The organism is Stenotrophomonas sp. YJH_SMC_8 (assembly GCF_059371315.1).
On sequence record NZ_JCAFUL010000026.1, the window covers coordinates 1 to 21,203 of the forward strand.

21 protein-coding genes are annotated in these 21,203 nt (G+C 64.6%); 13 read left to right on the plus strand and 8 right to left on the minus strand.

The features are described 5' to 3' along the window. A partial coding sequence (locus tag AC5P88_RS19800) for an integrase core domain-containing protein (RefSeq protein WP_495225869.1) occupies positions 1–146 on the plus strand: 146 nt, incomplete at its 5' end. Positions 147–155: 9 nt separating this feature from the next. On the opposite strand, the gene AC5P88_RS19805 is transcribed toward AC5P88_RS19800, so the two are convergent. Further along, on the minus strand, positions 156–368 hold the full coding sequence (locus AC5P88_RS19805; protein ID WP_495225843.1) for a hypothetical protein: 213 nt from the start codon (positions 366–368) through the stop codon (positions 156–158). Positions 369–450: 82 nt separating this feature from the next. Here AC5P88_RS19805 and AC5P88_RS19810 point away from each other — a divergent pair, with 82 nt between their 5' ends. Both AC5P88_RS19810 and AC5P88_RS19815 read left to right on the plus strand, forming a co-directional pair. Further along, positions 451–2,979: a membrane-bound PQQ-dependent dehydrogenase, glucose/quinate/shikimate family gene (locus tag AC5P88_RS19810; protein WP_495225844.1), complete on the plus strand. Its 2,529-nt coding sequence runs from the start codon at positions 451–453 to the stop codon at positions 2,977–2,979. 230 nt (positions 2,980–3,209) lie between these two features. Then, positions 3,210–3,692, plus strand: coding sequence for an REP-associated tyrosine transposase (locus tag AC5P88_RS19815; protein WP_495225845.1), 483 nt, complete (start codon positions 3,210–3,212; stop codon positions 3,690–3,692). An 805-nt stretch (positions 3,693–4,497) separates the two neighbouring features. Here the strand turns inward: AC5P88_RS19815 and AC5P88_RS19820 are convergent. Further along, a complete protein-coding gene (locus AC5P88_RS19820) occupies positions 4,498–5,487 on the minus strand; it encodes a zinc-dependent alcohol dehydrogenase family protein (protein ID WP_495225846.1) in 990 nt (329 codons plus the stop codon). Between the two features lie 120 nt (positions 5,488–5,607). On the opposite strand from AC5P88_RS19820, the gene AC5P88_RS19825 reads away from it, so the two are divergent. The 3 genes from AC5P88_RS19825 to AC5P88_RS19835 all read left to right on the plus strand — a co-directional run bounded on the left by AC5P88_RS19825 (position 5,608) and on the right by AC5P88_RS19835 (position 8,563). After that, positions 5,608–6,513 carry a LysR family transcriptional regulator gene (locus AC5P88_RS19825; RefSeq protein WP_111113377.1) on the plus strand — a complete coding sequence of 302 codons (906 nt, stop codon included), beginning with the start codon at positions 5,608–5,610 and terminating at the stop codon, positions 6,511–6,513. A 51-nt stretch (positions 6,514–6,564) separates the two neighbouring features. Then, complete coding sequence (locus AC5P88_RS19830) at positions 6,565–7,065, plus strand: DUF4952 domain-containing protein (RefSeq protein WP_495225847.1); 501 nt, start codon at positions 6,565–6,567, stop codon at positions 7,063–7,065. 64 nt (positions 7,066–7,129) lie between these two features. Then, positions 7,130–8,563, plus strand: a complete 1,434-nt coding sequence (locus AC5P88_RS19835; RefSeq protein WP_106549029.1) for a serine hydrolase domain-containing protein — start codon at positions 7,130–7,132, stop codon at positions 8,561–8,563. Positions 8,564–8,818: 255 nt separating this feature from the next. Here the strand turns inward: AC5P88_RS19835 and AC5P88_RS19840 are convergent, their stop codons facing one another. Both AC5P88_RS19840 and AC5P88_RS19845 read right to left on the minus strand, forming a co-directional pair. Next, the gene (locus tag AC5P88_RS19840) at positions 8,819–9,220 is read right to left on the minus strand and encodes a DUF3037 domain-containing protein (protein ID WP_106549030.1); all 402 of its coding nucleotides are present in this window, start codon (positions 9,218–9,220) and stop codon (positions 8,819–8,821) included. Further along, positions 9,198–9,974, minus strand: coding sequence for a HipA family kinase (locus tag AC5P88_RS19845; protein WP_106549031.1), 777 nt, complete (start codon positions 9,972–9,974; stop codon positions 9,198–9,200). Before AC5P88_RS19845 ends, AC5P88_RS19840 begins: the two co-directional genes overlap by 23 nt. A gap of 138 nt (positions 9,975–10,112) precedes the next feature. On the opposite strand from AC5P88_RS19845, the gene AC5P88_RS19850 reads away from it, so the two are divergent. After that, complete coding sequence (locus AC5P88_RS19850; protein ID WP_495225848.1) at positions 10,113–10,721, plus strand: hypothetical protein; 609 nt, start codon at positions 10,113–10,115, stop codon at positions 10,719–10,721. Between the two features lie 83 nt (positions 10,722–10,804). Here the strand turns inward: AC5P88_RS19850 and AC5P88_RS19855 are convergent, their stop codons facing one another. Both AC5P88_RS19855 and AC5P88_RS19860 read right to left on the minus strand, forming a co-directional pair. Continuing rightward, on the minus strand, positions 10,805–12,232 hold the full coding sequence (locus AC5P88_RS19855) for an XVIPCD domain-containing protein (RefSeq protein WP_495225849.1): 1,428 nt from the start codon (positions 12,230–12,232) through the stop codon (positions 10,805–10,807). A gap of 12 nt (positions 12,233–12,244) precedes the next feature. After that, positions 12,245–12,751: a hypothetical protein gene (locus AC5P88_RS19860; protein WP_495225850.1), complete on the minus strand. Its 507-nt coding sequence runs from the start codon at positions 12,749–12,751 to the stop codon at positions 12,245–12,247. A gap of 540 nt (positions 12,752–13,291) precedes the next feature. Between AC5P88_RS19860 and AC5P88_RS19865 the strand changes: the two genes are divergently transcribed. Continuing rightward, positions 13,292–13,621 carry a hypothetical protein gene (locus tag AC5P88_RS19865; protein ID WP_142806309.1) on the plus strand — a complete coding sequence of 110 codons (330 nt, stop codon included), beginning with the start codon at positions 13,292–13,294 and terminating at the stop codon, positions 13,619–13,621. A 129-nt stretch (positions 13,622–13,750) separates the two neighbouring features. Here the strand turns inward: AC5P88_RS19865 and AC5P88_RS19870 are convergent, their stop codons facing one another. After that, positions 13,751–14,509 carry a DUF6602 domain-containing protein gene (locus AC5P88_RS19870; protein ID WP_495225851.1) on the minus strand — a complete coding sequence of 253 codons (759 nt, stop codon included), beginning with the start codon at positions 14,507–14,509 and terminating at the stop codon, positions 13,751–13,753. A gap of 154 nt (positions 14,510–14,663) precedes the next feature. Here AC5P88_RS19870 and AC5P88_RS19875 point away from each other — a divergent pair, with 154 nt between their 5' ends. Both AC5P88_RS19875 and AC5P88_RS19880 read left to right on the plus strand, forming a co-directional pair. Next, positions 14,664–17,126, plus strand: coding sequence for a S9 family peptidase (locus AC5P88_RS19875; protein ID WP_478446171.1), 2,463 nt, complete (start codon positions 14,664–14,666; stop codon positions 17,124–17,126). A 202-nt stretch (positions 17,127–17,328) separates the two neighbouring features. Further along, entirely contained in the window at positions 17,329–17,649 is a 321-nt protein-coding gene (locus AC5P88_RS19880) for a hypothetical protein (RefSeq protein WP_106549037.1), read from the plus strand. Between the two features lie 13 nt (positions 17,650–17,662). Here the strand turns inward: AC5P88_RS19880 and AC5P88_RS19885 are convergent, their stop codons facing one another. Beyond that, positions 17,663–18,646, minus strand: a complete 984-nt coding sequence (locus AC5P88_RS19885; RefSeq protein WP_495225852.1) for a hypothetical protein — start codon at positions 18,644–18,646, stop codon at positions 17,663–17,665. Between the two features lie 138 nt (positions 18,647–18,784). On the opposite strand from AC5P88_RS19885, the gene AC5P88_RS19890 reads away from it, so the two are divergent. The 3 genes from AC5P88_RS19890 (at position 18,785) to AC5P88_RS19900 (ending at position 21,168) form a co-directional block, all read left to right on the plus strand. Beyond that, positions 18,785–19,750 carry a DUF2268 domain-containing putative Zn-dependent protease gene (locus AC5P88_RS19890; RefSeq protein WP_495225853.1) on the plus strand — a complete coding sequence of 322 codons (966 nt, stop codon included), beginning with the start codon at positions 18,785–18,787 and terminating at the stop codon, positions 19,748–19,750. A 49-nt stretch (positions 19,751–19,799) separates the two neighbouring features. Continuing rightward, complete coding sequence (locus AC5P88_RS19895; RefSeq protein ID WP_495225854.1) at positions 19,800–20,603, plus strand: SGNH/GDSL hydrolase family protein; 804 nt, start codon at positions 19,800–19,802, stop codon at positions 20,601–20,603. Positions 20,604–20,691: 88 nt separating this feature from the next. Then, the gene (locus tag AC5P88_RS19900) at positions 20,692–21,168 is read left to right on the plus strand and encodes a hypothetical protein (protein ID WP_146256794.1); all 477 of its coding nucleotides are present in this window, start codon (positions 20,692–20,694) and stop codon (positions 21,166–21,168) included. The last annotated feature ends 35 nt before the right edge of the window (positions 21,169–21,203 follow it).

Consider the following 21,203-nt stretch of genomic DNA (forward strand, 5'->3'; position numbering starts at 1 on the left):
GCGAGTACGCTTCGTCAGAGCAGCGCGACGCCGTGCTGCCTGAATGGCTGCATCACTACAACTGGCACCGACCCCACATGGGGATCGGCAGCCAACCGCCTATTTCCAGAATCCCGCTGAACAACGTGGTGGGTTTACACAACTAACAGTCGACTCTACCCAGCCGACTCTACCCAGTCGAAGATCACCCAGTCGACGATCACCCAGTCGACGATCACCCAGTCGACGATCACCCAGTCGACGATCACCCAGTCGACGATCACCCAGTCGAAGATCACCCAGTCGAAGATCACCCAGTCGAAGATCACCCAGTCGAAGATCACCCAGTCGACGATCACCCAGTCGAAGATCCCCAAGCCGAAGATCACCCCGTCAGGTCCACCCAGAAAATACGCGCGCGCTTCACATGTGCGGTGGGATAAGGGCGCATGCTGCCCCCGGAGATCGACGATGTCCGCCACGCCGCAGTCCGCTCCTGTCGCCGTCCGCACCCCGCGCCATCCGCTGGTGACCGTGCTGTCGCTGCTGCTGGTCGTGCTCGGCCTGGTCATCGGCGGCCTCGGCGCATGGCTGCTCAGCCTTGGGGGTTCGGCGTACTACGCCATCGCAGGATTCGGCCTGCTGGCCAGCGGCATCCTGCTGTTCGGCAACCGCCGCAGTGGCGCGCTGCTGTACGCGCTGGTGTTCATCGGCACGCTGCTGTGGACCTGGTGGGAATCGGGCAGCGACTACTGGCGTTGGGTGCCGCGCCTGGGTCTGGTTACGGCCCTCGGCATCGTGATGGCGCTGTTGGCACCGACCCTGCGTGAACCGGTGTCCAAACGCCTCTCGCGCAGCGTGGCTGGCCTGCTGATGCTGGTGTTCGTCGCCGCGTTCGGCCTCGCCTTTGCGCCGCATGGCGAAGTGGACGGGCACCAGCCGTTCCCGGAAGGCGCGGCTAGCGCCGGACTGGAACCCACGCGTGATACCACCGGTCTGCAGCCCGCCGACCAGCCTGCCGACGGTGACTGGCCTGCGTGGGGCCGCAGCAATGCCGCCACCCGCTATTCCCCCCTGCAGCAGATCACGCCGGCCAACGTTGCCAGCCTGCAGCTGGCCTGGCAGTTCCGCACCGGCGACCTGCCGAAGAAGCGCTGGGGCGCGGAAACCACGCCGCTGAAGATCGGCGACCGGCTGTACCTGTGCACCGCGCGCAACCGCTTGATCGCACTGGAAGCCGGCAGCGGCAGGGAGCTGTGGCGGTTTGATCCGAAGGTGAAGGACGCTTCGATTCCCTATACAGCAGCCTGCCGGGGCGTGAGCTACCACGAGCAATCGAGCACGCCGACCGTGGCTGATGCAGTGCTGGCCGATGTCGCTGCCGACCTGGCGCTGCCCGAGCCGCCGCCCACGGTCACCCGCAGCGCCGCGCCGGGCAGCCGGCCGGCCTGTTGGGCGCGCATCATCGAAGGCACGCTGGATGGTCGCATCATCGCGGTGGATGCGGACAGCGGACGCCCCTGCGCCAACTTCGGCAACAACGGTCAGGTCGACATCACCCTGGGCATGGGCGAGGTGCCGCCGGGCTATGTGTCGATCACCTCGCCGCCGGCGATCGTGCGCGGTGTGATCGTCACCGGCCACCAGGTGCTGGATGGCCAGCGCCGCGATGCGCCGTCGGGGGTGATCCAGGCTTACGACGCGGTCACCGGCAAGCTGCGTTGGGCCTGGGACATGGACCAGCCCGAGCGCAGTGGGCTGCCTCCGCGCGAACAGACCTACACGCGTGGCACGCCGAACATGTGGACCACAGCCACCGGCGATGAAGCGCTGGGCCTGGTCTACCTGCCGCTGGGCAATTCCGCCGGCGATTACTGGAGCGGCTCGCGCACGGAAAACCAGAACCGCTATTCGACGTCGCTGGTGGCGATCGACGTGGCCACCGGCAAACCGGCCTGGCACTTCCAGGCCGTGCGCAAGGATGTGTGGGATTACGACCTGGGTTCACAGGCCAGCCTGATCGACTACCCGACCGCGGCGGGCAAGGTACCGGCGATCCTGCTGCCGACCAAGCAGGGCGACCTGTACATTCTCGACCGCCGCAATGGCCAGCTGCTGAGTGCGGCCGAAGAGCGCAAGGTGCCTGTGGGCGGTGTCGAGCCCGAGCAGCGCTCACCTACGCAGTTGTTCTCGCTGTACCACACGCTGCGCCGCGAGCATGACCTGACCGAGCGCGACATGTGGGGACTGACTCCGATCGACCAGCTTGTCTGCCGCATCCAGTTCCGCAAGGCCTACTACGAAGGCTTCTACACGCCGCCGAGCAGTGACCGCCACTCCATCGAGTACCCGGGTTACAACGGCGGATCGGACTGGGGCAGCGTGTCCATCGATACGCGCCGTGGCGTGATCGTGGCCAACTACAACGACATGCCCAACTACAACCGCCTGGTGCCGCGTGCCGAGGCCGACCGGCTGGGCTGGCTGCCGCGCGAGAAGATCCGCGCCGACAAGGGCGGTGGCGAGGGTGCAGGTGATCCGCAGGTGGGCACGCCGTATGGCATCCAGGTCAATGCCGGCTGGCGGCTGCCGTTCACCGGCCTGCTGTGCAAGCAACCGCCCTACGGCGGCATCCGCGCCATCGATCTGCGCACCGGCAAGCTGCTGTGGGATCGTCCGTTTGGCAGCGCACGCGGCAACGGACCGTTCGGCATCCGCTCAGGCCTGCCGATCGAGATCGGCACACCAAACAATGGCGGTTCGGTGGTGACTGCCAGCGGTCTGATCTTCATCGCCGCCGCCACCGATGATCTGCTACGCGCGATTGATCTGAAAACCGGCAAGGAGCTGTGGCACGCCAAGCTGCCGGCGGGCGGGCAGACCAACCCCATGGTGTACGAACAGGGCGGCCGCCAGTACGTGGTGATCATGGCCGGCGGCCATCATTTCATGGAAACCCCGAAGGGTGATTACGTGATGGCGTTTGCGCTGCCCAGGTAGAGCCTGAAGAGTAGAGCCGACTGGGTTGAGCCGACTGGGTAGAGTCGACTGTTAGTCGACTGCTCTTCGCGATTGCGCTGGAAAGCCCGCGCTTCGCGCGACAGTCGACCAGCAGTCGACGCTACCCGTGCGACTCCACGTCCCCGGACGCTGTATCGAGATGATCTCTGATCCTGACATTGGTAGTGAACCGATGTCGGGAATCCATCCTGGCGAGCATTCTCGAACTCATGCCCAGCCCTCAACTGCTTGCCGGCCGGCGATCCATCGTCGGCAACGTCTACACCATCACCATGGTGTGCCGGAACCGCCATCGCGTCTTCGATTGCCCTGCCAATGCCGACCTTGCCATGCAGCTCCTCGAATCGATGGACCGGGAAGGCCTGACTGCGTCGCTTGCCTGGGTGATCATGCCGGATCATATCCACTGGCTGGCTCAACTACGTGGCCATTCGCTGGGCTACTGCGTGCAGCGCTTCAAGGCGCGCAGCAGTTTTCTGATCAACCGGCGGCGAGGGAGCCAGGGTGCAATATGGCAGGCGGGTTATCACGATCATGCGATCCGCAGTGACGCGTCCCTGCAGCGGCACGCCGGCTACATTCTGGCAAATCCCGTTCGATCGGGTCTTGCCGCGCAGGTCGGTGACCATCCGTACGGGTGGTGTCGCTGGCCGCTGAGCGAGCTGGAGCCGGTCCACGAGGATGAATTCTGATACGGCCAACTCTACCTCGTCGGTCTACTGACGGGTTCGCGCGATTCCACGCGACTGCTTGCTTCTACGGCCGACCGGGCCGAACCGACTGGGTAGAGTCGACTGTTAGTCGACTGCTCTTCTCGCCCACGCTGGAAAGCCCGCGCTTCGCGCGATAGTCGACTGACAGTCGACTCTCCCTCGTCGGTTTACCGACGGGTTCGCGCGATTCCAAGCGACTGCGTGCTTCTACGGCCGACCGGGGCGAACCGGCTGGGTAGAGTCGACTGTCAGTCGACTGCTCTTCTCGCCCACGCTGGAAAGCCCGCGCTTCGCGCGATAGTCGACTGACAGTCGACTCTACCTCGTCGGTTTACTGGCGGGTTCGCTCGATTCCAGACGACTGCGTGCTTCTGCAGTCGACTGCACTTCTCGCCCGCGCTGAAAAGCCCGCGCTTCGCGCGATAGTCGACTGACAGTCGACTCTCCCTCGTCGGTTTACCGACGGGTTCGCGCGATTCCAAGCGACTGCGTGCTTCTACGGCCGACCGGGGCGAACCGGCTGGGTAGAGTCGACTGCTCTTCTCGCCCGCGCTGGAAAGCCCGCGCTTCGCGCGATAGTCGACTGGCAGTCGACTCTACCTCGCCGGTCTACTGACGGGTTCGCGCGATTCCACGCGACTGCGTGCTTCTACAGCCGACTGGGCCGAACCGACTGGGTAGAGTCGAATGTTAGTCGACTGCTCTTCTCGCCCGCGCTGGAAAGCCCGCGCTTCGCGCGATAGTCGACTGACAGTCGACTCTACCTCGCCGGTCTGCTGACGGGTTACACGGTCACCACTACCTTGCCGATCTGCTCGTTTGATTCCAGATAACGATGCGCGTCCTGGATCTGCGCGAACGGGAACACCTTTGCGATCATCGGCATCAGCACGCCCTTGTCCAGCCCGTCGACGATGAAGGCCTTGGCACGCGCCAGCGCGGCATCGTCGGAGACGATTTCCGAGTACAGGTAACCCTTCAGCGTCAGCGACTTGCCCAGCACGTTGAACAACGGGAACGGGGTCGGCTCGCTGCTCAGTGCGCCGTATTCGAGCAGGATGCCACCGCGCGCCATCGCTTCGGTCAGCGCGTTGAACTGCGGGCCGCCGATCGGATCGAACACCACGCGGGCACCGGCGCCGCCGGTAATGCGGGCCACTTCGGCGACCAGATCCTGTTCCTGGGTGGCGATGACATGGGCGGCGCCGGCATCGAGCAGGGCCTGGCGCTTGCCCGGGCCGCGGGTGACCGCGATCGGCGTGGCGCCCACGGCATTGGCGATCTGGATGGCGGCCAGGCCGACGCTGCTGCTGGCGGCGGTAATGATGACGAAATCCCCGGCAGCCAGATGCGCCTGCTCCAGCAGCGCGCCCCAGGCGGTGACGTACTGCATCCACACGGCCGCCGCGGTTTCAAAATCCAGCGCCCGCGGATGCTTGACCACCAGCCGCGCCGGCACATTGGCCAGCTCGCCGTAGGTGCCACAGCGGGCGATATCCAGCGGCGGCACCACGCTGACCGCATCACCGACGGCGAATCCGTCGACCGCGCTGCCCACCGACGCGACCACGCCGGCCGCTTCGTAGCCCAGCCGGCTGGGGAATTGCGCTTCCTGCAGGTACGCGCCGTTGCGGAACATCACCTCGGCGCGGTTCAGGCCGATCGCCTTGACCCGGATCTGCACCTCGTCGGCGGCAGGGGCGGGAATGTCGATCTCGTCGATGCGCAGCACATCGGCGTTGCCATATTCGTGGATGCGGACAACCTGACTCATGGGGGGGCTCCAGGGAAGGGCCGGCGCTCGGGCCGGCGGGGACGTGGCGGCCACTATGCGCGTGGTCTGCATCCAGAATAAGGGGTAATCTGGCGTTTCATTGGAAAACATTCGTTTGCAATGGACCTTATCGTTCCGCTCCGGACCTTCGCCAAAGTGGCCGAGGTCGGCTCCTTCGCTGCCGCCGCCGACGCCTTGGACCTGTCGCCACAGCTGGTTGGCAAGCACATCCAGGCGCTGGAGCAGCACCTGGGCGTGCGCCTGCTCAACCGCACCACGCGCAAGCAGAGCCTGACCGACTTCGGCCAGGCGTTCCTGGCGCGGGCGCGGGTGATCCTGGAAGAGGTGGAGGGCGCCGAGCAGCTGGCCGAGGTGGCGCGCGGACGGCCGATGGGGCGCCTGCGCATCAGCGCACCGGTCACCTTCGGCGTGCATGCGCTGGGCCCAGCGGTGGTGGCCTACATGCAGGAATATCCGGACGTGCAGGTCGATCTGAATCTGTCCAACAGCCTGGTCAACATCGTCGAAGACGGCTACGACCTGGTGTTCCGCACCGGCGACCTGGCCGACAGCGGACTGGTGGCACGGCGGTTGGGGCCGTATCCGCTGGTGCTGTGCGCATCGCCGGCCTACCTGGCGTCGCGACCGCCGATTACCCACCCGAGTGACCTGAGCCGGCACGAGTGCCTGGGCTTCGCGCATTCGATCATCCGCACCCGCTGGAGCTTCCGTGATGCCGATGGCAGCGTGTTGAGCGTGCCGGTGTCCAGCCGTTTCATGGTGAACCAGGCCGAGCCGTTGTTGACTGCCGCAGTGGGTGGGCTGGGGCTGATCCTGCAGCCGCACGAGATGCTGGCCGCCGCACTCGCGCGCGGCGAACTGGTGGAGGTGCTGCCGGCATTCGTGCCGGTGTCGACCTGGATCAACCTGCTGTACCCGCGTGATCGCCAGCTGACGCCCAAGCTGCGCAGCTTCCTGGATTTCTGCGTGGCGCGCTTCAGCGAGCAGAGCATGGCGCGGCGATAGCGCGGGCATCGGTTAGCATTTCCTCGACCGTCTGCGAAGGATCGCCCTGTGATGTCTCTTCTGCTGCCCGAGCTTACCGTTGGCTTCCTGCTGCTGGCGGCATTGTCCGGCAGCAGCGGGATCATGGAGCAGCCCCCTGCGCAGGCGCTGGCCGAATGGGAGGCAAATGGGCGTGCCGATGGATTGGCGCGACCGGACACCCCCTGCCAGGATTTCCTGCAGGCAATGGGGCGGAAGCCGGCTGGGTTGGAGTACGTGGGCTGCAGCCAGGACGACGCGTCCTACATCAAGCCCATGGAGGCCCACTACCGCGTCGCCGGCGCACGCGCCGAGCAGGTCGAAGCGTATCTGCACACGACATTCGGAATGCCGATGCTGCGTTACACCTGCTGTGGCTGGAGCAATGGCGCGCCGTACACCTGGCGCGAAGGTGCAGACACGGTGAGGTACCAGATCGGAATGGGCGTGGAATCGCTGCCGCATCAGCGCAGCGAGTGGCGCCGCATCGAAGCATTCAACGTCACCGTGGAGGTGACGCGGCAGAGCCCGTAGCGTGGATGCGGCAGGCGGATGCTTGCTCTAGGATGCGTGCAGGGATCCGTGCAAAGGAACTGCGATGAAGGCTGTTGGACGTCCGCTGCTGTGCGCTGCGCTGGCCTGTTCGCTTCTGACGGCCGTGCCGGTTTTTCCCGCGATTGGCGCAACCACCTCCGAGCCTGCACATCCGCATGCGCAGAACGCCATCGATGACTGGCTTTTTGCCTTCAACGCAGGCAGCCTCGATGCGTTGCAGGCTTTCGCCGACAAGTATGCGAAGAAGAAAGGCAGTGCTCCCAAGGACTATCTCGAGTTCCGCGAGAGTACCGGCCCGCTGCGCGTGCTGGAAACGCGCGAGGGCAAGCCTGGTCACGCGAAGCTGCTGGTGATGGGCCAGCTGAACGAGCGTGCGATGTGGGTGACGGCGGAGATGGACCCGGACCATCCAGCACACCTGAAGCTGTTCCAGATCGAAGGCACCGAAGTGCCGGACAAATACAAGCCGGAGCGTGTTGCGTTGCCGGCCCTGATGACTGACGCCAGGACGAAGCTGGACGCGCTGCGCGCACAGGACGCGCTGTCGGGAGCGCTGCTGGTGGCGCGCAACGGCCAGGTGCTGCTGGATTGGCGGGGCGGGCAGGCAGATCGCGAAAGCGGTATTCCGGTGCGGGCGGATACGCGCTTCCGGCTGGCGTCGTCCAACAAGATGTTCACCTCAGTGGCCATCCTGCAGTTGGTGCAGGCCGCCAAGCTGGGGCTGGACGATACGATCGGCAAGCACCTGCCGGACTACCCGAACAAGGCCGTCGCCGCTGAGGTGACCGTCCGCCAGCTATTGACCCACACCAGCGGCCTTGGCGATTTTTTCGGCGATGATTTCGACCAGTACTCGGCCTCGCTGAAGACGCTGGATGACTACGTGCAGCGCTTTGCCAAGGATGCACCGCAGTTCACGCCCGGCAGCCAGGACAGCTACTCGAACTATGGCTTCATCGTGCTTGGGCGCATCATCGAGGCCGTTTCAGGGCAGTCGTACTATGCCTATGTGGAGCAGCACATCCTGCGACCGGCTGGCATGACCGGCACCGGCTTCGAACCGGAAACGGTGAAGGTGCCACAGCGTGCCGTCGCCTACACGAAGAAGGACGGGCAATGGGTGCGTGAAACGAAGTCGCTACCCTGGCGCGGCATGTCCGCCGGTGGCGGCTACAGCACGGCCGCCGACATGCTGAAGTTCGCCGAGGCATTGCGCGGCGGAAAGCTGGTCTCGCCGGCACTGCTGCAGCAGGCCATCACGGCGCAGAACCACAAGCGCTGGTATGGCTTTGGCCTCGTGGTGCAGGGCGAGGGCAGGGAACACCAGTACGGCCACGAAGGCGGTGCGCCGGGGTCGAACAGTGCCATCGTGGTGATGCCTGCGCAGGGTTATGTGATCGTTGGCCTTGCCAATGTTGATCCGGATGCGATCGGCAACGTGGTCAATTACATCGCGCGGCGGTTGCCGTTGCAGTGAGCATGGGGGGCGATGGATGTAGAGTCGACTGTTGATCGACTATCGTGCGAAGCGCGGGCTCTTCGATCCATCCGCAAACGGCAGTCGACTAACAGTCGACTCTACCCAGTCGACGTTATCCAGTCGACGCCACCCAGCCGACGTCACCCAGTCGACGCCACCCAGTCGACTCTACCCAGTCGACGCCACCCAGTCGACTCTACCCAGTCGACGCCACCCAGTCGACGCCACCCAGTCGACTCTACCCAGTCGACATCACCCAGTCGGTGCCGGTACCCGCACCATCTTCGTCATCAGATGCTCCACCACACCCGCCGGATCGGCGGTGCGGCCCACGTGCGTGCTCGACATCTGCACGATCGAGCTGCGCTTGGCAGTGAGGAAGTGGAACCGCGCGCGCGCGGGCAGCTGCGCGATCGGTCCGGCCGTGGCGTCACCGCGGCAGATCGCCACGATCGCATCCAGCCACGGTTGCAGCGCGTCCTGGTCCAGTGCCGGCGCGAACGCCTGCAGGCGCGCCGGATCGATCTCGATGGCTGCTTCCAGGTGCCGTGCACCGGGGCAGGACACGATCACCCCGACGTTGATGAACTCTTCGCGTTCCACCCGCGGCACCACGCGGATGATCGCGTAGTCATACGTGTGCAGCGTGGGCACGGATGGCCTCCTGCACGAATACCGCACGCACCTTCAGGCGGTGCTTGAGATAGTCGATGTAGCCCTGCCGATAAGCCTGCGGGCTGTCGAACGCGGGCTCGTTCACCAGCCAGCTGTCCGGCACCAGGCCGACGATCCGCTCGATCTCGGCATCGGTCAGGCGTGCGGCCAGCTCGGCATCCACCTCGGCGATGTGGTTGGCGAACGACAGCAGCACATGGTCGCGGATCAGCACGAACGGTTTCTCGCAGGCATCGCCAGCGTTGGCCCAATCGTGATGGAAGTACATCGCCGCGCCATGGTCGATCAGGTACAGCTTGCGGTGCCACACCATCAGGTTGGGGTTGCGCGTGGTGCGATCGACATTGCTGGTGAACGCATCGAACCAGACGATGCGCGAAGCCAGGTCGGCATCCACCGGCATCGCCGCCGGGTCGTAGTTGATTGCGCCCGGCAGGTAGTCCAGGCCCAGGTTCAGGCCTTCGCTGGCACGGATCAGTTCCTGGATCTCCGGGTCCGGCTCGGTGCGGGCGAACTCGCGGTCCAGTTCGACGAACAGGATTTCCGGAATCGGCAGGCCGAGCGTGCGCGCCATTTCGCCTGCGATCAGCTCGGCGATCAGCGCCTTCGGGCCCTGGCCGGCGCCACGGAACTTGAGCACGGCCATGCCGTCGTCGTCGGTCTCGACCACGGCGGGCAGGGAGCCACCTTCCCGCAAGGGGGTGATGTAGCGGAGGGCTTGGACGGTGCGCATGGACGCATTCTAGCGTGGCCAGGCGATAGGCAGTGCCGGAACGTTGCAGGCGGACGTAGGCCCGGTCGTCCGGTACGATCCCCGTATGGACCCACGCACCCGCAACAACCTTTCCCAGATCGACGATGGTGGCCACGCATGAGCTGGGGCGCACATTCGATCTTCACTGCCGCCACCATGCACGCCGTCGACTGGACGGCTGCCTCGCCGCTCGCTCACCTGGCCCATGTCGTGCGCCAGGTGCCGGATGATGCTTGGTACAGGCGGGAATGGATGCACGATGCAGGCCCGGATGGCTTGTTGGTGCTTCGGCGCGTAGGCCATCCGGGCGGCTATGGAATGAAGGGCGGCGTTTCCTGGAATGAATTGATTTCCGAACAGGCCGCAGCGCTGGATCTGGACGTGTCTGCAAGGCTGCTTGCCTATCTGGCCGAACGGGGCATGGAAGATCAATACCCGCCTGATGGATTCCGCCGCTGGCTGCAGTCGGTGGCCGCCCAGCTCGGGCAGGCGGTGATGTTCTATTCGTGCAGTATGTGGGCCGGAGAGATCGAGCATGAGTACGTGCTGGTCTACGGCGAGGGCGAGCAACTGCACACCACGGACGAAGATGCGGCCGCCAATGGCATCGGCGATGACGCCCTCATCAAGGGGCTGGCGGAAGTGTCCGTGAATCTGCCGACCCGCTATTTCGCGCTGCATGCCAGCGGTTTCGACTGGGCCCCACATGCGCTGTTGAAGCGCTGACGGAAGCGTCCAGACGGTACCCGGCGCCGGGAAATGCAGGTCGCCCTCGCTGCGGCGACCTGCAGAATGCGGGAAGCGCGCGATCAGTGTGACAGCGCACCACGCTGCTGTTCCTGCGCCTGCGTGCGGGATTGTTCCTGCGAGGCCTGGTCGGCCTGCCGCTGGTTGACCATGACAAGCGTATCCAGGCTGTCCTGTACGGGGCGTTGCACAGCCTCGGCGGTGGGTGATGACGCGCGCAGCGAGGCGGGATCGTCCAGTGGCCCCTTCACAACAAAGACGCTCTGCGCAGCGCCCAATGCATCGGTTTGACGGCTGAGTACCACGTGGTCGACACGGTCCAGCCCGTTCTCGCGGGCCAGCACCAGCAGGCTGGCGCTCAGGCGTTCGCTGGAGGCATCGAAACTGCGTCCATTGGCAGTATCCAGCTCCGCCACCTTGCTGCGGATCTGCTCGTGCAGGGAGCGGTCGCGACCATCCATGAGCGGCATCTGCACGCCAGCGCCCGCTACCGCATGCTGTGCGGTGATGGGCACATGGACGTGTGTGCCCTCGGTGTGGTCGAAGTAGTGCAGCGTCGACGGCGAGGTGCTGGTATCGAAGTAGGGCTGGCGTGGGGGCGAGCCCTCGCCGAGGTTGAGCCCGTTCTGCTCCAGCAGGCGCTCGTCCAGGCCCAGCTTCTTCATGTTCACTTCCATCCGGCTGACACCGTCGGGCGCTGGATTCGCGGCCTCGTATGCGCTGACCAGTTCGATCGCCTGGACGCCGTAGAAATTCTGGTAGTCCGAATTCCCATGATGGCCCAGGCCGGTGCTGACGCCCTGATCGTAATAGTGCCTGGCCATCCCCTCGATGTTGGCTGCGGTGGGGGAGATGGTCAGGTCCGTATTGAGGGTCAGGTCCGGGTGCGGTGCATAGGTGATCGGCGGGCCGGGTCGCGACTGGATGACGTCTGTTGAGCGGGTGCTGGCTTCATACAGGTCGCGCAGGGTAGCGTCCGGGTTGCTGGCGCGTACCTGGCTGACCAGCGCATTCCAGCCTGCGATGTTCGAAGAGGCCTCATCGCGGCGGTTGGCCGCGAGCAGGGTACCGATCGCCTCGGTGTAATCATGGCTCGTGGTACGGCCTGCGATCTGCTCCACGTCGGCGTCGAACTGCACATAGGCACGCTCGACATCTGCATCGTTGAAGCCGTGCTGGATCTCGTGGCCGAGCACAAAGGCAACCTCGGCCGCGTCGAACCTGTCCGGCGTCGCCGGGGTCGACAGGCTGCTGGCGGGCAGGTTGATGGATTTCGTGCCGGTCTCGTAGGTGCCACCCGCATTGCTTGTGGCGGGCAACAGTTCGAAGCGTTCCAGATAGCCTGCCGCGATGGCTGCGTCCACCTGCTTTGCCAGCACGGGCGAACCCGCGATGACGCTGCGCAGGTTGTCGACCTGGTCGCTGGTGACGTCGGTCCTGCCGGCGAACTCGCCCAGCAGGCGTTCCGTTTCTGCGGAAAGGGTCGTCATTGATGGCTCCCCTTACTGCACGGTGACAAGACGCACGCAGGCATGCGTGGCGTCGCCGAGGGCGTGGGGGTTCTCGGGCATCGTGTCGACCTTGATGCTCAGCTGCGGTCGATCGAAGCGGTTGTAGATCACCCGGCCGTGTTCGCCGCGCACCGTCTCGTGCTTGAAGCCGGCGGCATCCAGTGCCGAGGCGAAGTGGTTGAAGTCGACCTGGCAGATCGCCGCAGCCGAGGCCTTGCGGTCGCTGCTGGTATCGATGAAGTTCAGGTCCAATCGCGTGCCGGCTGCACCATCCTGCTTCACTTCCAGGCCATAGCCCCATTCCGGCGTCAGCGTGCCGCCATAGCCGAAGTGGCCGGGGCCGAAGGTCTGCGCCGGTGCCTGCATTGCGGCGGACAGGCGTTCGACGGTCAGTTCGCGCGTGGACGTCGTTGCCTTGATCAGGTCCAGCAGGCGCGACAACAGTTGCTCGGCATTGAGCGGGGAGGGCGAAGTGGTCTCGGATACGGATGGGGCCATGGTGTCGGTTCCTTGAGAAGTTGGCGTGCGGTCGGCGGCATGTGCGCAGGCGCTGAGCGTGGTCACCGATAGTGCGAGCGTCCACGGTCGTATGAATGCGTACCGGGGCATGTGCGTTCCTTGCAGATTGAAGGCTGACCCTAGGGCCAGCCGGATGAAGCAGAGGTTAAGCCGAATCGGGGCGAGGGAAGTCGGCAGCAAAGGGAAACTGACGCGCAGTCTTCACTTCGTCCTTCCTTCAGCGGTGGCAGCATCGGTTTCCAAGGAGCGTCCACACGCGTGTGACCTTCAACAGGAGGCCGTCATGCCGCTACAGCGCAGCCGTCACGCTTCACCCTGCATGCAATGCAACGGGTGGTGTTGACCCTGGCCCGATAGGGCCTTCCACCGGCAAGGAGGCCGCCGTACGCGCCACTTGTCCAGACGTGTCCATCGTGTATCCGGGCCTCGGCAGTTCTCTGTCGGCTCCGCGACTCCGCTGGACGCCCGCTTTCAATGTGCCTTGTCCATGATGTTCCTGCAGGCTTTGGAGGTGCACCGATGAGCGACGAATTCAATCCCATGCTGCCACCCCTGGATGATGCCAAGGTCGAGGAAATGATCGGCAAGCTGGTGCTGGTCGGGGTCACCCGCTATGGGGGGGACGGTCAGGTGCAGGGCCTTGAACAATATGCCGGCACCGTGCTGCGAATAAGCGCCGACGAAGGCGTGGTCCTGGCAGATGAGAACGACGGCCATGAGCGCTACCTGCCGCCGATGCTCGACCAGTACCAGCCGGCCGAGCCCGGCGAGTATCGCATGCGCAACAGCGGCATGATCGTGATCGACCCGGATTATCTGGCCACCTGGGACCTGCACGCCCAGCAGTAGCGCCGGGCCCTGCCCGGCAGGTGCTCCCCACCAGCGGCAGCTCTTGGCGCGGCTCACTTTGCCCCATCCGGTCTCTAGCCTGTCGGGCCACGTTCGGATCCTCTCGCGGATTTGGTGTTGCGAGGGCTGTCACCCGGATGGTAGTTGAATGTACTTCTCCCACTTTACATCTCGAACTGAATATGAGGATGTGACGACCGTGAGTGCTGACAGGAATCGAGCGAGAGCCTCGCCGGGATCGTCATAGATTAGATAGTCGGTTCCAAGAACTTTCTTTGAGAAGATTCCCTCATTTCGGATAACCGCTCCTTTAGTAAGGTCGAGATAGATGTCTGGTTTCTCTCCTTCAGGAAAAGCGCTGAGGACATTGTATATATCGTGAAGGCTTGATCCACCGTAACCAACAATACAATGCAGAATTCGATGCATAGGCCAGTCCAGCTCACCCAGCTGGACGCCCCCGAGGCTTGTGGGATCCAGGAGTTTGACGCTAGAAATGTTCTTGGATACTTCAAGTAGAATGGACTTGGAGACGTTTGTTTTTACTTCGATCGTCGCAACGACACCCTCGTGGAAAATCATGTCGTGACCGCTGTTAAAGCGAAGCCTCGGCATGGACTTCAGCATTAAAACGATATCTTGCTGGCATGACCGCCTTCCCTGTGAGTCAATGATGACGCCGCTCACAGCACTGGTCATTTCAGGGATGTGAGATTCGAGAAAGTCATGGATCAGTCTCTCGCGGACGGTTCCTGCAGTGGCAGAGTGCCCGATCACCTTGCTCATTTCGTACTGGGCGACAAGGGAGTTGATGGCGCTTCGGCAGTATTGAAGATAGGGGGGGACTTTGGGAGTTCCCATGTCATCGCCTCGAATGGGGAGCTTCATGATAGTTGAGCGCCAAATGGTGGTGTGCGGGGTTGTCCTCCACTTTGCCCCATCCGGCCACTAGCCCTTCCGGCCCATTCACGACAACCCCTGCGGTGCTAGATTCGGGCCCTTGCCCGTCCTCGGGCGCCCAATCACACCCCAGGGGATAAGGATGCTCATCCGTCGAACCTCTCTGGCGGCCGCCGTTGCCGTTGCCACCGTCGGCCTGCTGGCCGCTGGCCCGGCCCTTGCCGACTACGCGAAGCCGCCGGAACACCTGCTCAAGGTGCTGAAGGCACCGCCGCCGCCGGCGCCGAACGTGGCCCCGGGCGGCCAGCGCCTGCTGCTGACCACCGCGCAGACCTATCCGTCGATCAGCCGCGTCGCGCAGCCGTACCTGAAGCTGGCCGGCGTGCGCCTGGAGCCGAAGAACCGCAGCCGCCATGACACCCCGGGTGGCTACGGCATTCCGGCCTGCGTGGCCGACTTCACCCTGGTCGATATCGCCAGCGCCAAGGAGACCAAGGTCAACCTGCCGCAGGGTTGCGCCACCGGCGCGCTGTGGTCGGCCGATGGCAGCCATTTCGCGTTCCAGAATGCGGTCGATACCAGCGTGCAGCTGTGGGTGGGCGACGCCGCCACCGGGCAGGTGAAGCAGATCCCGAACGTGCAGCTGAACCCGATCTTTGGCAACACCGTGCAGTGGCTGGGCGGCAGCCAGAAGCTGCTGGTGAAGCTGGTGCCGGCCAACCAGGGCCCGGCGCCGTCCGACGGTGGCGTGCCGACCGGCCCGGATGCGCAGGAGTCGCTGGGCAGCAGTGGCGAAAGCAGCACCTATGAGGCGCGCGACACGCTGACCAGCGTGCATGACGAGAAGCTGTTCGCTTACTACGGTGCCTCGCAGCTGGCCGTGGTCGACACCGCCGCCGGCAGCGTGCGCCCGGTAGGGCAGCCTGCGTTGTTCAACGACGTCAGCGCCGCGCCCGATGGCGTGCATGTGCTGACCGAGTCGATCAAGGCACCGTATTCGCATGCGGTGACCTACCAGCGCTTCGCCAACGACGTGGCCGTGCTGGATATCGCCAGCGGCAAGTCCACGCCGATCGCCAGCCTGCCGCTGGCCGACCGCGTGCCGGTGCATGGCGTGCCGGAAGGCCCGCGTGGTTTCGACTGGCGTGCCACCGATCCGGCCACCCTGGTCTATGCCGAAGCACTGGACAAGGGTGACTGGAAGGTCAACGTGCCGCACCGCGATCGCGTGCTGATGCTGAAGGCGCCGTTCAACGGCAAGCCGACCGAAGTCACTCGTACCGCGCAGCGTTTTGAAGGCTTCGCGTGGACCGCCGATCCGGCCGTGGCGTTCCAGTTCGAGAACGACGAGAACCGCCACTGGATGCAGACCCGCGTGGTCGATGTCGACCAGCCGAAGAAGGAAGGCCGCCTGCTGTGGGACATGTCCAGCGACGAGCTGTACGGCAACCCCGGCAACCTGGTCTTCACCCGCCTGCCCAATGGTGCGCAGGTGGTGCGTCGCGATGGCAACCACGTGTTCCTCAGCGGCCGTGGCGCCTCGCCGCAGGGCGACCGCCCGTTCCTGGACCGCCTGGACCTGGGTTCGCTGAAGAGCGAGCGCCTGTTCCGCAGCAGCGCCGATGCCTACGAGCAGTTCCTCGGCTTCAGCAACACGCCCGGCCGCTACCTGACCTGGCACCAGTCGGTGATCGATCCGCCGAACGCCTTCATCCGCCAGCAGGGTGAGGCGGTGGCCGACGCCAGGACCGGCGAGGCGCAGTTCGCCTCCACCGCGACCGCGCTGACCCGGCTGGTCGACCCGACCCCGGAAGTGCGCCAGATCAAGAAGCAGCTGGTGACCTACAAGCGCGCCGACGGCGTGGATCTGTCCTTCACCCTGTACACGCCGCCGGGCTACAAGGAAGGCCAGCGCGTGCCGGCGATCCTGTATGCGTACCCGGCCGACTTCGCCAACGCCGCACAGGCGGGCCAGGTATCGGGTTCGCAGCAGACCTTCACCCGCCTGCAGCCGTATCGCCTGATGCTGCTGGCCGGTTACGCGATCATCGACAACGCCTCGTTCCCGATCGTGGGCGACCCGAAGAACGCCTATGACACCTACCTGGAGCAGCTGGAAGCCGACGCCAAGGCCGCAGTGGACAAGGCCGTCGACATGGGCGTGGTCGACCGCAACCGCATCGGCGTGACAGGCCACAGCCACGGCGGCCTGATGACCGCCAACCTGATCGCGCACACCAATCTGTTCAAGGCCGGCGTGGCAACCAGTGGCTCGTACAACAAGACCTTCACCCCGTTCGGCTTCCAGAACGAACGCCGCTCGGTGTGGCAGGCGCAGGACGTGTACCTGAAGGCGTCGCCGTTCTTCTACGCCGACAAGATCAAGCTGCCACTGCTTCTGGTGCATGGCGAAGACGATGCGAACCCGGGTACCGAGCCGTTCCAGTCGCGCAAGCTGTACCAGGCGATCCGCGGCAACGGCGGTACCACCCGCCTGGTGATGCTGCCGAACGAGCCGCACTGGTACACCGCGCTGGAGTCGAACGAGCAGCTGGTATCGGAAATGCTGAACTGGTTCGACACCTATGTGAAGAACGCCAAGTAAGGGAACAGGAAGGCCACCTCCGGGTGGCCTTCCTGCATCCTGCTGTAGCGCCGTGCCCACGCTCGGCTGCCCGTTCGCCTGCAAACAGCTGCAAGTGCTCTGCAATCAACTGTGGAGACTCGGTAACGACGTGTTACCGGCACATTCGCATGCCATGCAAATGGTCTAGGCTGAACCTGTAAGTCCGTCCCGGGTCGGTGCAATGAAAGCCATCCTTCTTGCTGCAACGTTGTCGTTGTTCCTGGTCTCAACCGCGGGTGCTCAGCCGCTGCCCGCCGAACTGGCGCAGCTGGGGATCATCGCCGGCATGCCTTACGCCAAGGCCAAGCGCCTGCTGGACGCGGCCGGTTGGCAGGTGAAGCCGGTGGAGGGCGCGCCGGAATCACTGGAGGGCTTTCCGGAAGTGGGGTGCCAGAAGGGCGGGAAGCAGTGCGCGACGACCTTCGAGAAGGGCGGACAGCAGGTCGCGGTGCGGCTGGGGACTACCCTGGCAGGGCAGCCGTTCGTGCAGGGCGCTGACTGAAGGTCTGCCTCCCTCACGCTAGCGGCAGGCGGTCCTGCGCGTGCGCCAGCCGGTCGTGCAGTTCGCGCACGTGCTCGGCCTTGGCATGGATGCGTGTGGTATCACCGAAACTGCGCAGATAGGCGCACGCGGCAAAGCCAGCACTCTTCTTTTCGTACTCGGCAATCCAGGCCAGGCGATCCGGGTTGTTGGCCTGCTCGGCTGACCACGCGGCGACCGGCGGACGGATGCGGTACCTCAAGCCGACGCGCCACGGCTTGGGGGTCAGTCGCGCACGGAAGCAGTGCTGCAACCGGCACATGCGCGCGTACAGGGCGTCGGTGCCCAGTGCCTTGAGGAATGCCTGCAGCTGCTCGTCCTCGGGCGTGAACGTGGCATGCATCGCCAGCACGCGCAGTCCCGCAGGCGTACGGTAGGTGCGCAGGTGCCACTCCGGATGCTGTTCGCTGAAGGCCGCGACCCGCTGCAGGGCCACGCCTTCGGCGCCGCCGGCCGCAGCCAGGCGCCGCTTGCGTTGCATCAGCATCGCGGTGTTGACCAGCACCACGGCTGCCATACCCAGGACCAGCCCGACCAGCCAGTGCCAGAGCAGGGTGCCGATGATGGCGCCGGCGAACAGCAGCACTGCCGTGATGATTGCAGGCATCACGCAACCTGCCGGTGGCTGCGCATGGTCGATGTCGGCGAACAGCACGTCCGGTGTGTTCAGGCACAGCGCACCGTAGCTGTTGCGGGTGATGATGACATCGCCGTCGCGCTCCACGATCTGCTCGCGGATCGGTACACCTTCCACGCCGTAATTGCTGCGTACTTCGCGGCGCGGCAGCGCCTGCCCGGCAAGGATGGCGTTGAGTGCTTCGTTGGCACGGCGGTCGGCGTGACCCTGGGCCTCGGCAGGGCCTTCGTCTGACCAGCCGAAGCGGCGCACGACCACCGGCCGGCCACGGAAACGGGCCTGCAGGCGGGCTTCGGCCCAGTACGCGGGAACGATCATCATCGTGCGGTGCTCCATCTTCCATGGCAGGTGCCGAAGCGAGTCTGGCACAGCGCCGGGGCGCCCGCATCCGCCTGCTGCAGTGGGCCGGGCGGAGTGATAGATTGCGCGCTTCGCATGCACTCCACCAAGGACGGAGCGATGTTCATGATCCTGCGCGGCCTGTTGGCCCTGGCCTGTGCCGGGGCGGTAGGCGTGGCCTCCGCAGCGGTACCGGCAGGGCCGCAGATCCTCACCGAGGATGTCAGTCGTTTCTATGCGCTTTACGACAGCGCCGGCGGTAAACCCAGTGTTGCGCAGTTGCGTGGATACATGGCCGAAGGCTCGGCTGGTCTGGGGGAGCTGGCCAAGGCGCGCCGGGTCACCGCAGAGCGCATTGCCGAGTCCATCGCCAGTCAACCCGAGCTGTATGCACAGGGGCGAAGCTGCCTGGCCGAGCTGCCGGCGGTGAAGCAGCGCCTGGTACAGGTGTTCGCCAACCTGCAGGCCATCTACCCGCAGACCCGGTTCCCGCCGGTGACCATCGCGGTGGGCCGCGGCCGTCCTGTGGGGCTGACCTCTAAGAGCGGAGTGATCATCGGCCTGGAGGCGTTGTGCGCGGCCGACTTCATGAATGCCAATGTGCAGGACCGCTTCGTGCATGTGATCGCACACGAATACGTGCATATCCAGCAGACCGGCCTGACCGACTTCGAGCCGGGGGACCCGCGTGCGACAGTGCTGCGCGTGTCGCTGGGCGAAGGCATCGCCGAATTCATCACCGAACTGATTTCCGGCAACGTCGGCAATGGACGCCATGCGGCGTGGACCCGCGGACGGGAAGTGCATATCGAAAGCGCGTTCGCGCTGGACCTGGACAGTACCGATCTGTCGCCGTGGCTGTACAACTACAAGCCGGGCTCGCAGGAACCCTACGACCTGGGCTACTGGGTGGGCTACCGCATCGCCAAGGCCTATTACCTGCAGGCCAAGGACAAGCGTGACGCGGTGCGCGCGCTGATCCAGCAGGACAACCCCAAGACAATCCTGGCTGCCAGTGGATGGACGCCGGGCATGTGGATGCCGGCCAAGGTGACCGGTGTGGCGGCGCGTACGGCTGCACGCTGAGCACAGGGCAGGGCGTTAGACTGCGCAAGATGATTTCAGGAGTACCCGCATGCGTGGACCTGTTGAGCTTGCCGCTGCAACCGTCGTGACGTTGGGCCTCGCGTTGGCTTCTCCGCTGGGTGCCGCCGAAGCCGTCGCAGTCAATCCGCTGCTGCAGACGCCCATCGACCAGTTGCGCCCCGACGAGGTTCGCTTCATGCAGCAGCGCCTGGCCGATTTTCCGGAGCTGCAGCGCTATCGTGATGCCAACGCGCAACTGCCTGCGGCAGTGCCGGGCCAGCCGCGCGTGGTGTTCTTCGGCGACTCGATCACCGAAGGCTGGGGTGCGGAAGGCAGCGCTGGATTCTTCCCCGGCAAGGGCTGGCTCAACCGTGGCATCAGTGGCCAGACCACGGCGCAGATGCTGGTGCGCTTCCCGCAGGACGTGCTGGCACTGAAGCCACAGGTGGTGGTGATCCTGGCCGGCACCAACGACATTGCCGGCAACACCGGCCCGTCCACGCAGGCGATGATCGAGGACAACCTGCACGCGATGGTGGACCTGGCGCGTGCACATGGCATCGCCGTGGTGCTGGCATCGGTGCTGCCGGTCAGCGATTACCCGTGGCTGCCGGGAACAGCGCCAGCGCCGAAGGTGCGTGCATTGAACACGGCATTGAAGCGCTATGCCGATGCGCAGCAGCTGGTCTATCTGGACTACTACACGCCGATGGCCAATGCCGCCGGAGGACTCGATCCGCAGCTGGCCGAGGATGGCGTGCATCCCACGGCGAAGGGCTATGCGGTGATGGCGCCGTTGGCCGAGGCAGCGATTGGCCGAGCTCTCAAGGACATGAATGCTGGAGCACCATAGTCAGGCCGGAACGTCAGACATTGACGCATACGCCGCAGTGGCTGGCGCTTGTTTGTTGCAGAATGGCTGATTTGGATCGGGAGGGACGATGGGCGCTGTTTCGCTCACGGTAGTAGAGATTGTGGCGCGCGCAATTTTCAAGCGCGCACCGTCGCTGGTCACCGAAATCTACTCCACGCCGGGCGAGACTCTCCAGCGATTCGGTAGCGCAGAGGATCTATGCAGCTATGCGGAATTGCTCCGGCAGGTAAAAGGAGGAGCGGTTTTTGTCGGAGTGAGATATCCCGATATGGACGGTGACGTCACCATCCGAGAATTTGAGCTGACCAAGGGGCCAGATCGCGGGAAGATGCGCTCGAGCGTTGCAGGATGGGGGCTAATACACGTTTTTCTGCCGGTGAATCAAGACGCCAGTAGCTTGGCAAGTATCTATCGCATGTCCGAACGCGGCGCCTTCGCCAGAGAGCGCGGTGGAATCGATCTTCCTCCCGTGAGGGATTGGAATTGGAAAGCGGTTGAATCGCACTCGCGCAGATTGAAGCGTGTTCTGAAGGATGCAATCTAAAGTCGCGTGAAGTCTGTGCTTGCAGGTGTCGGGGT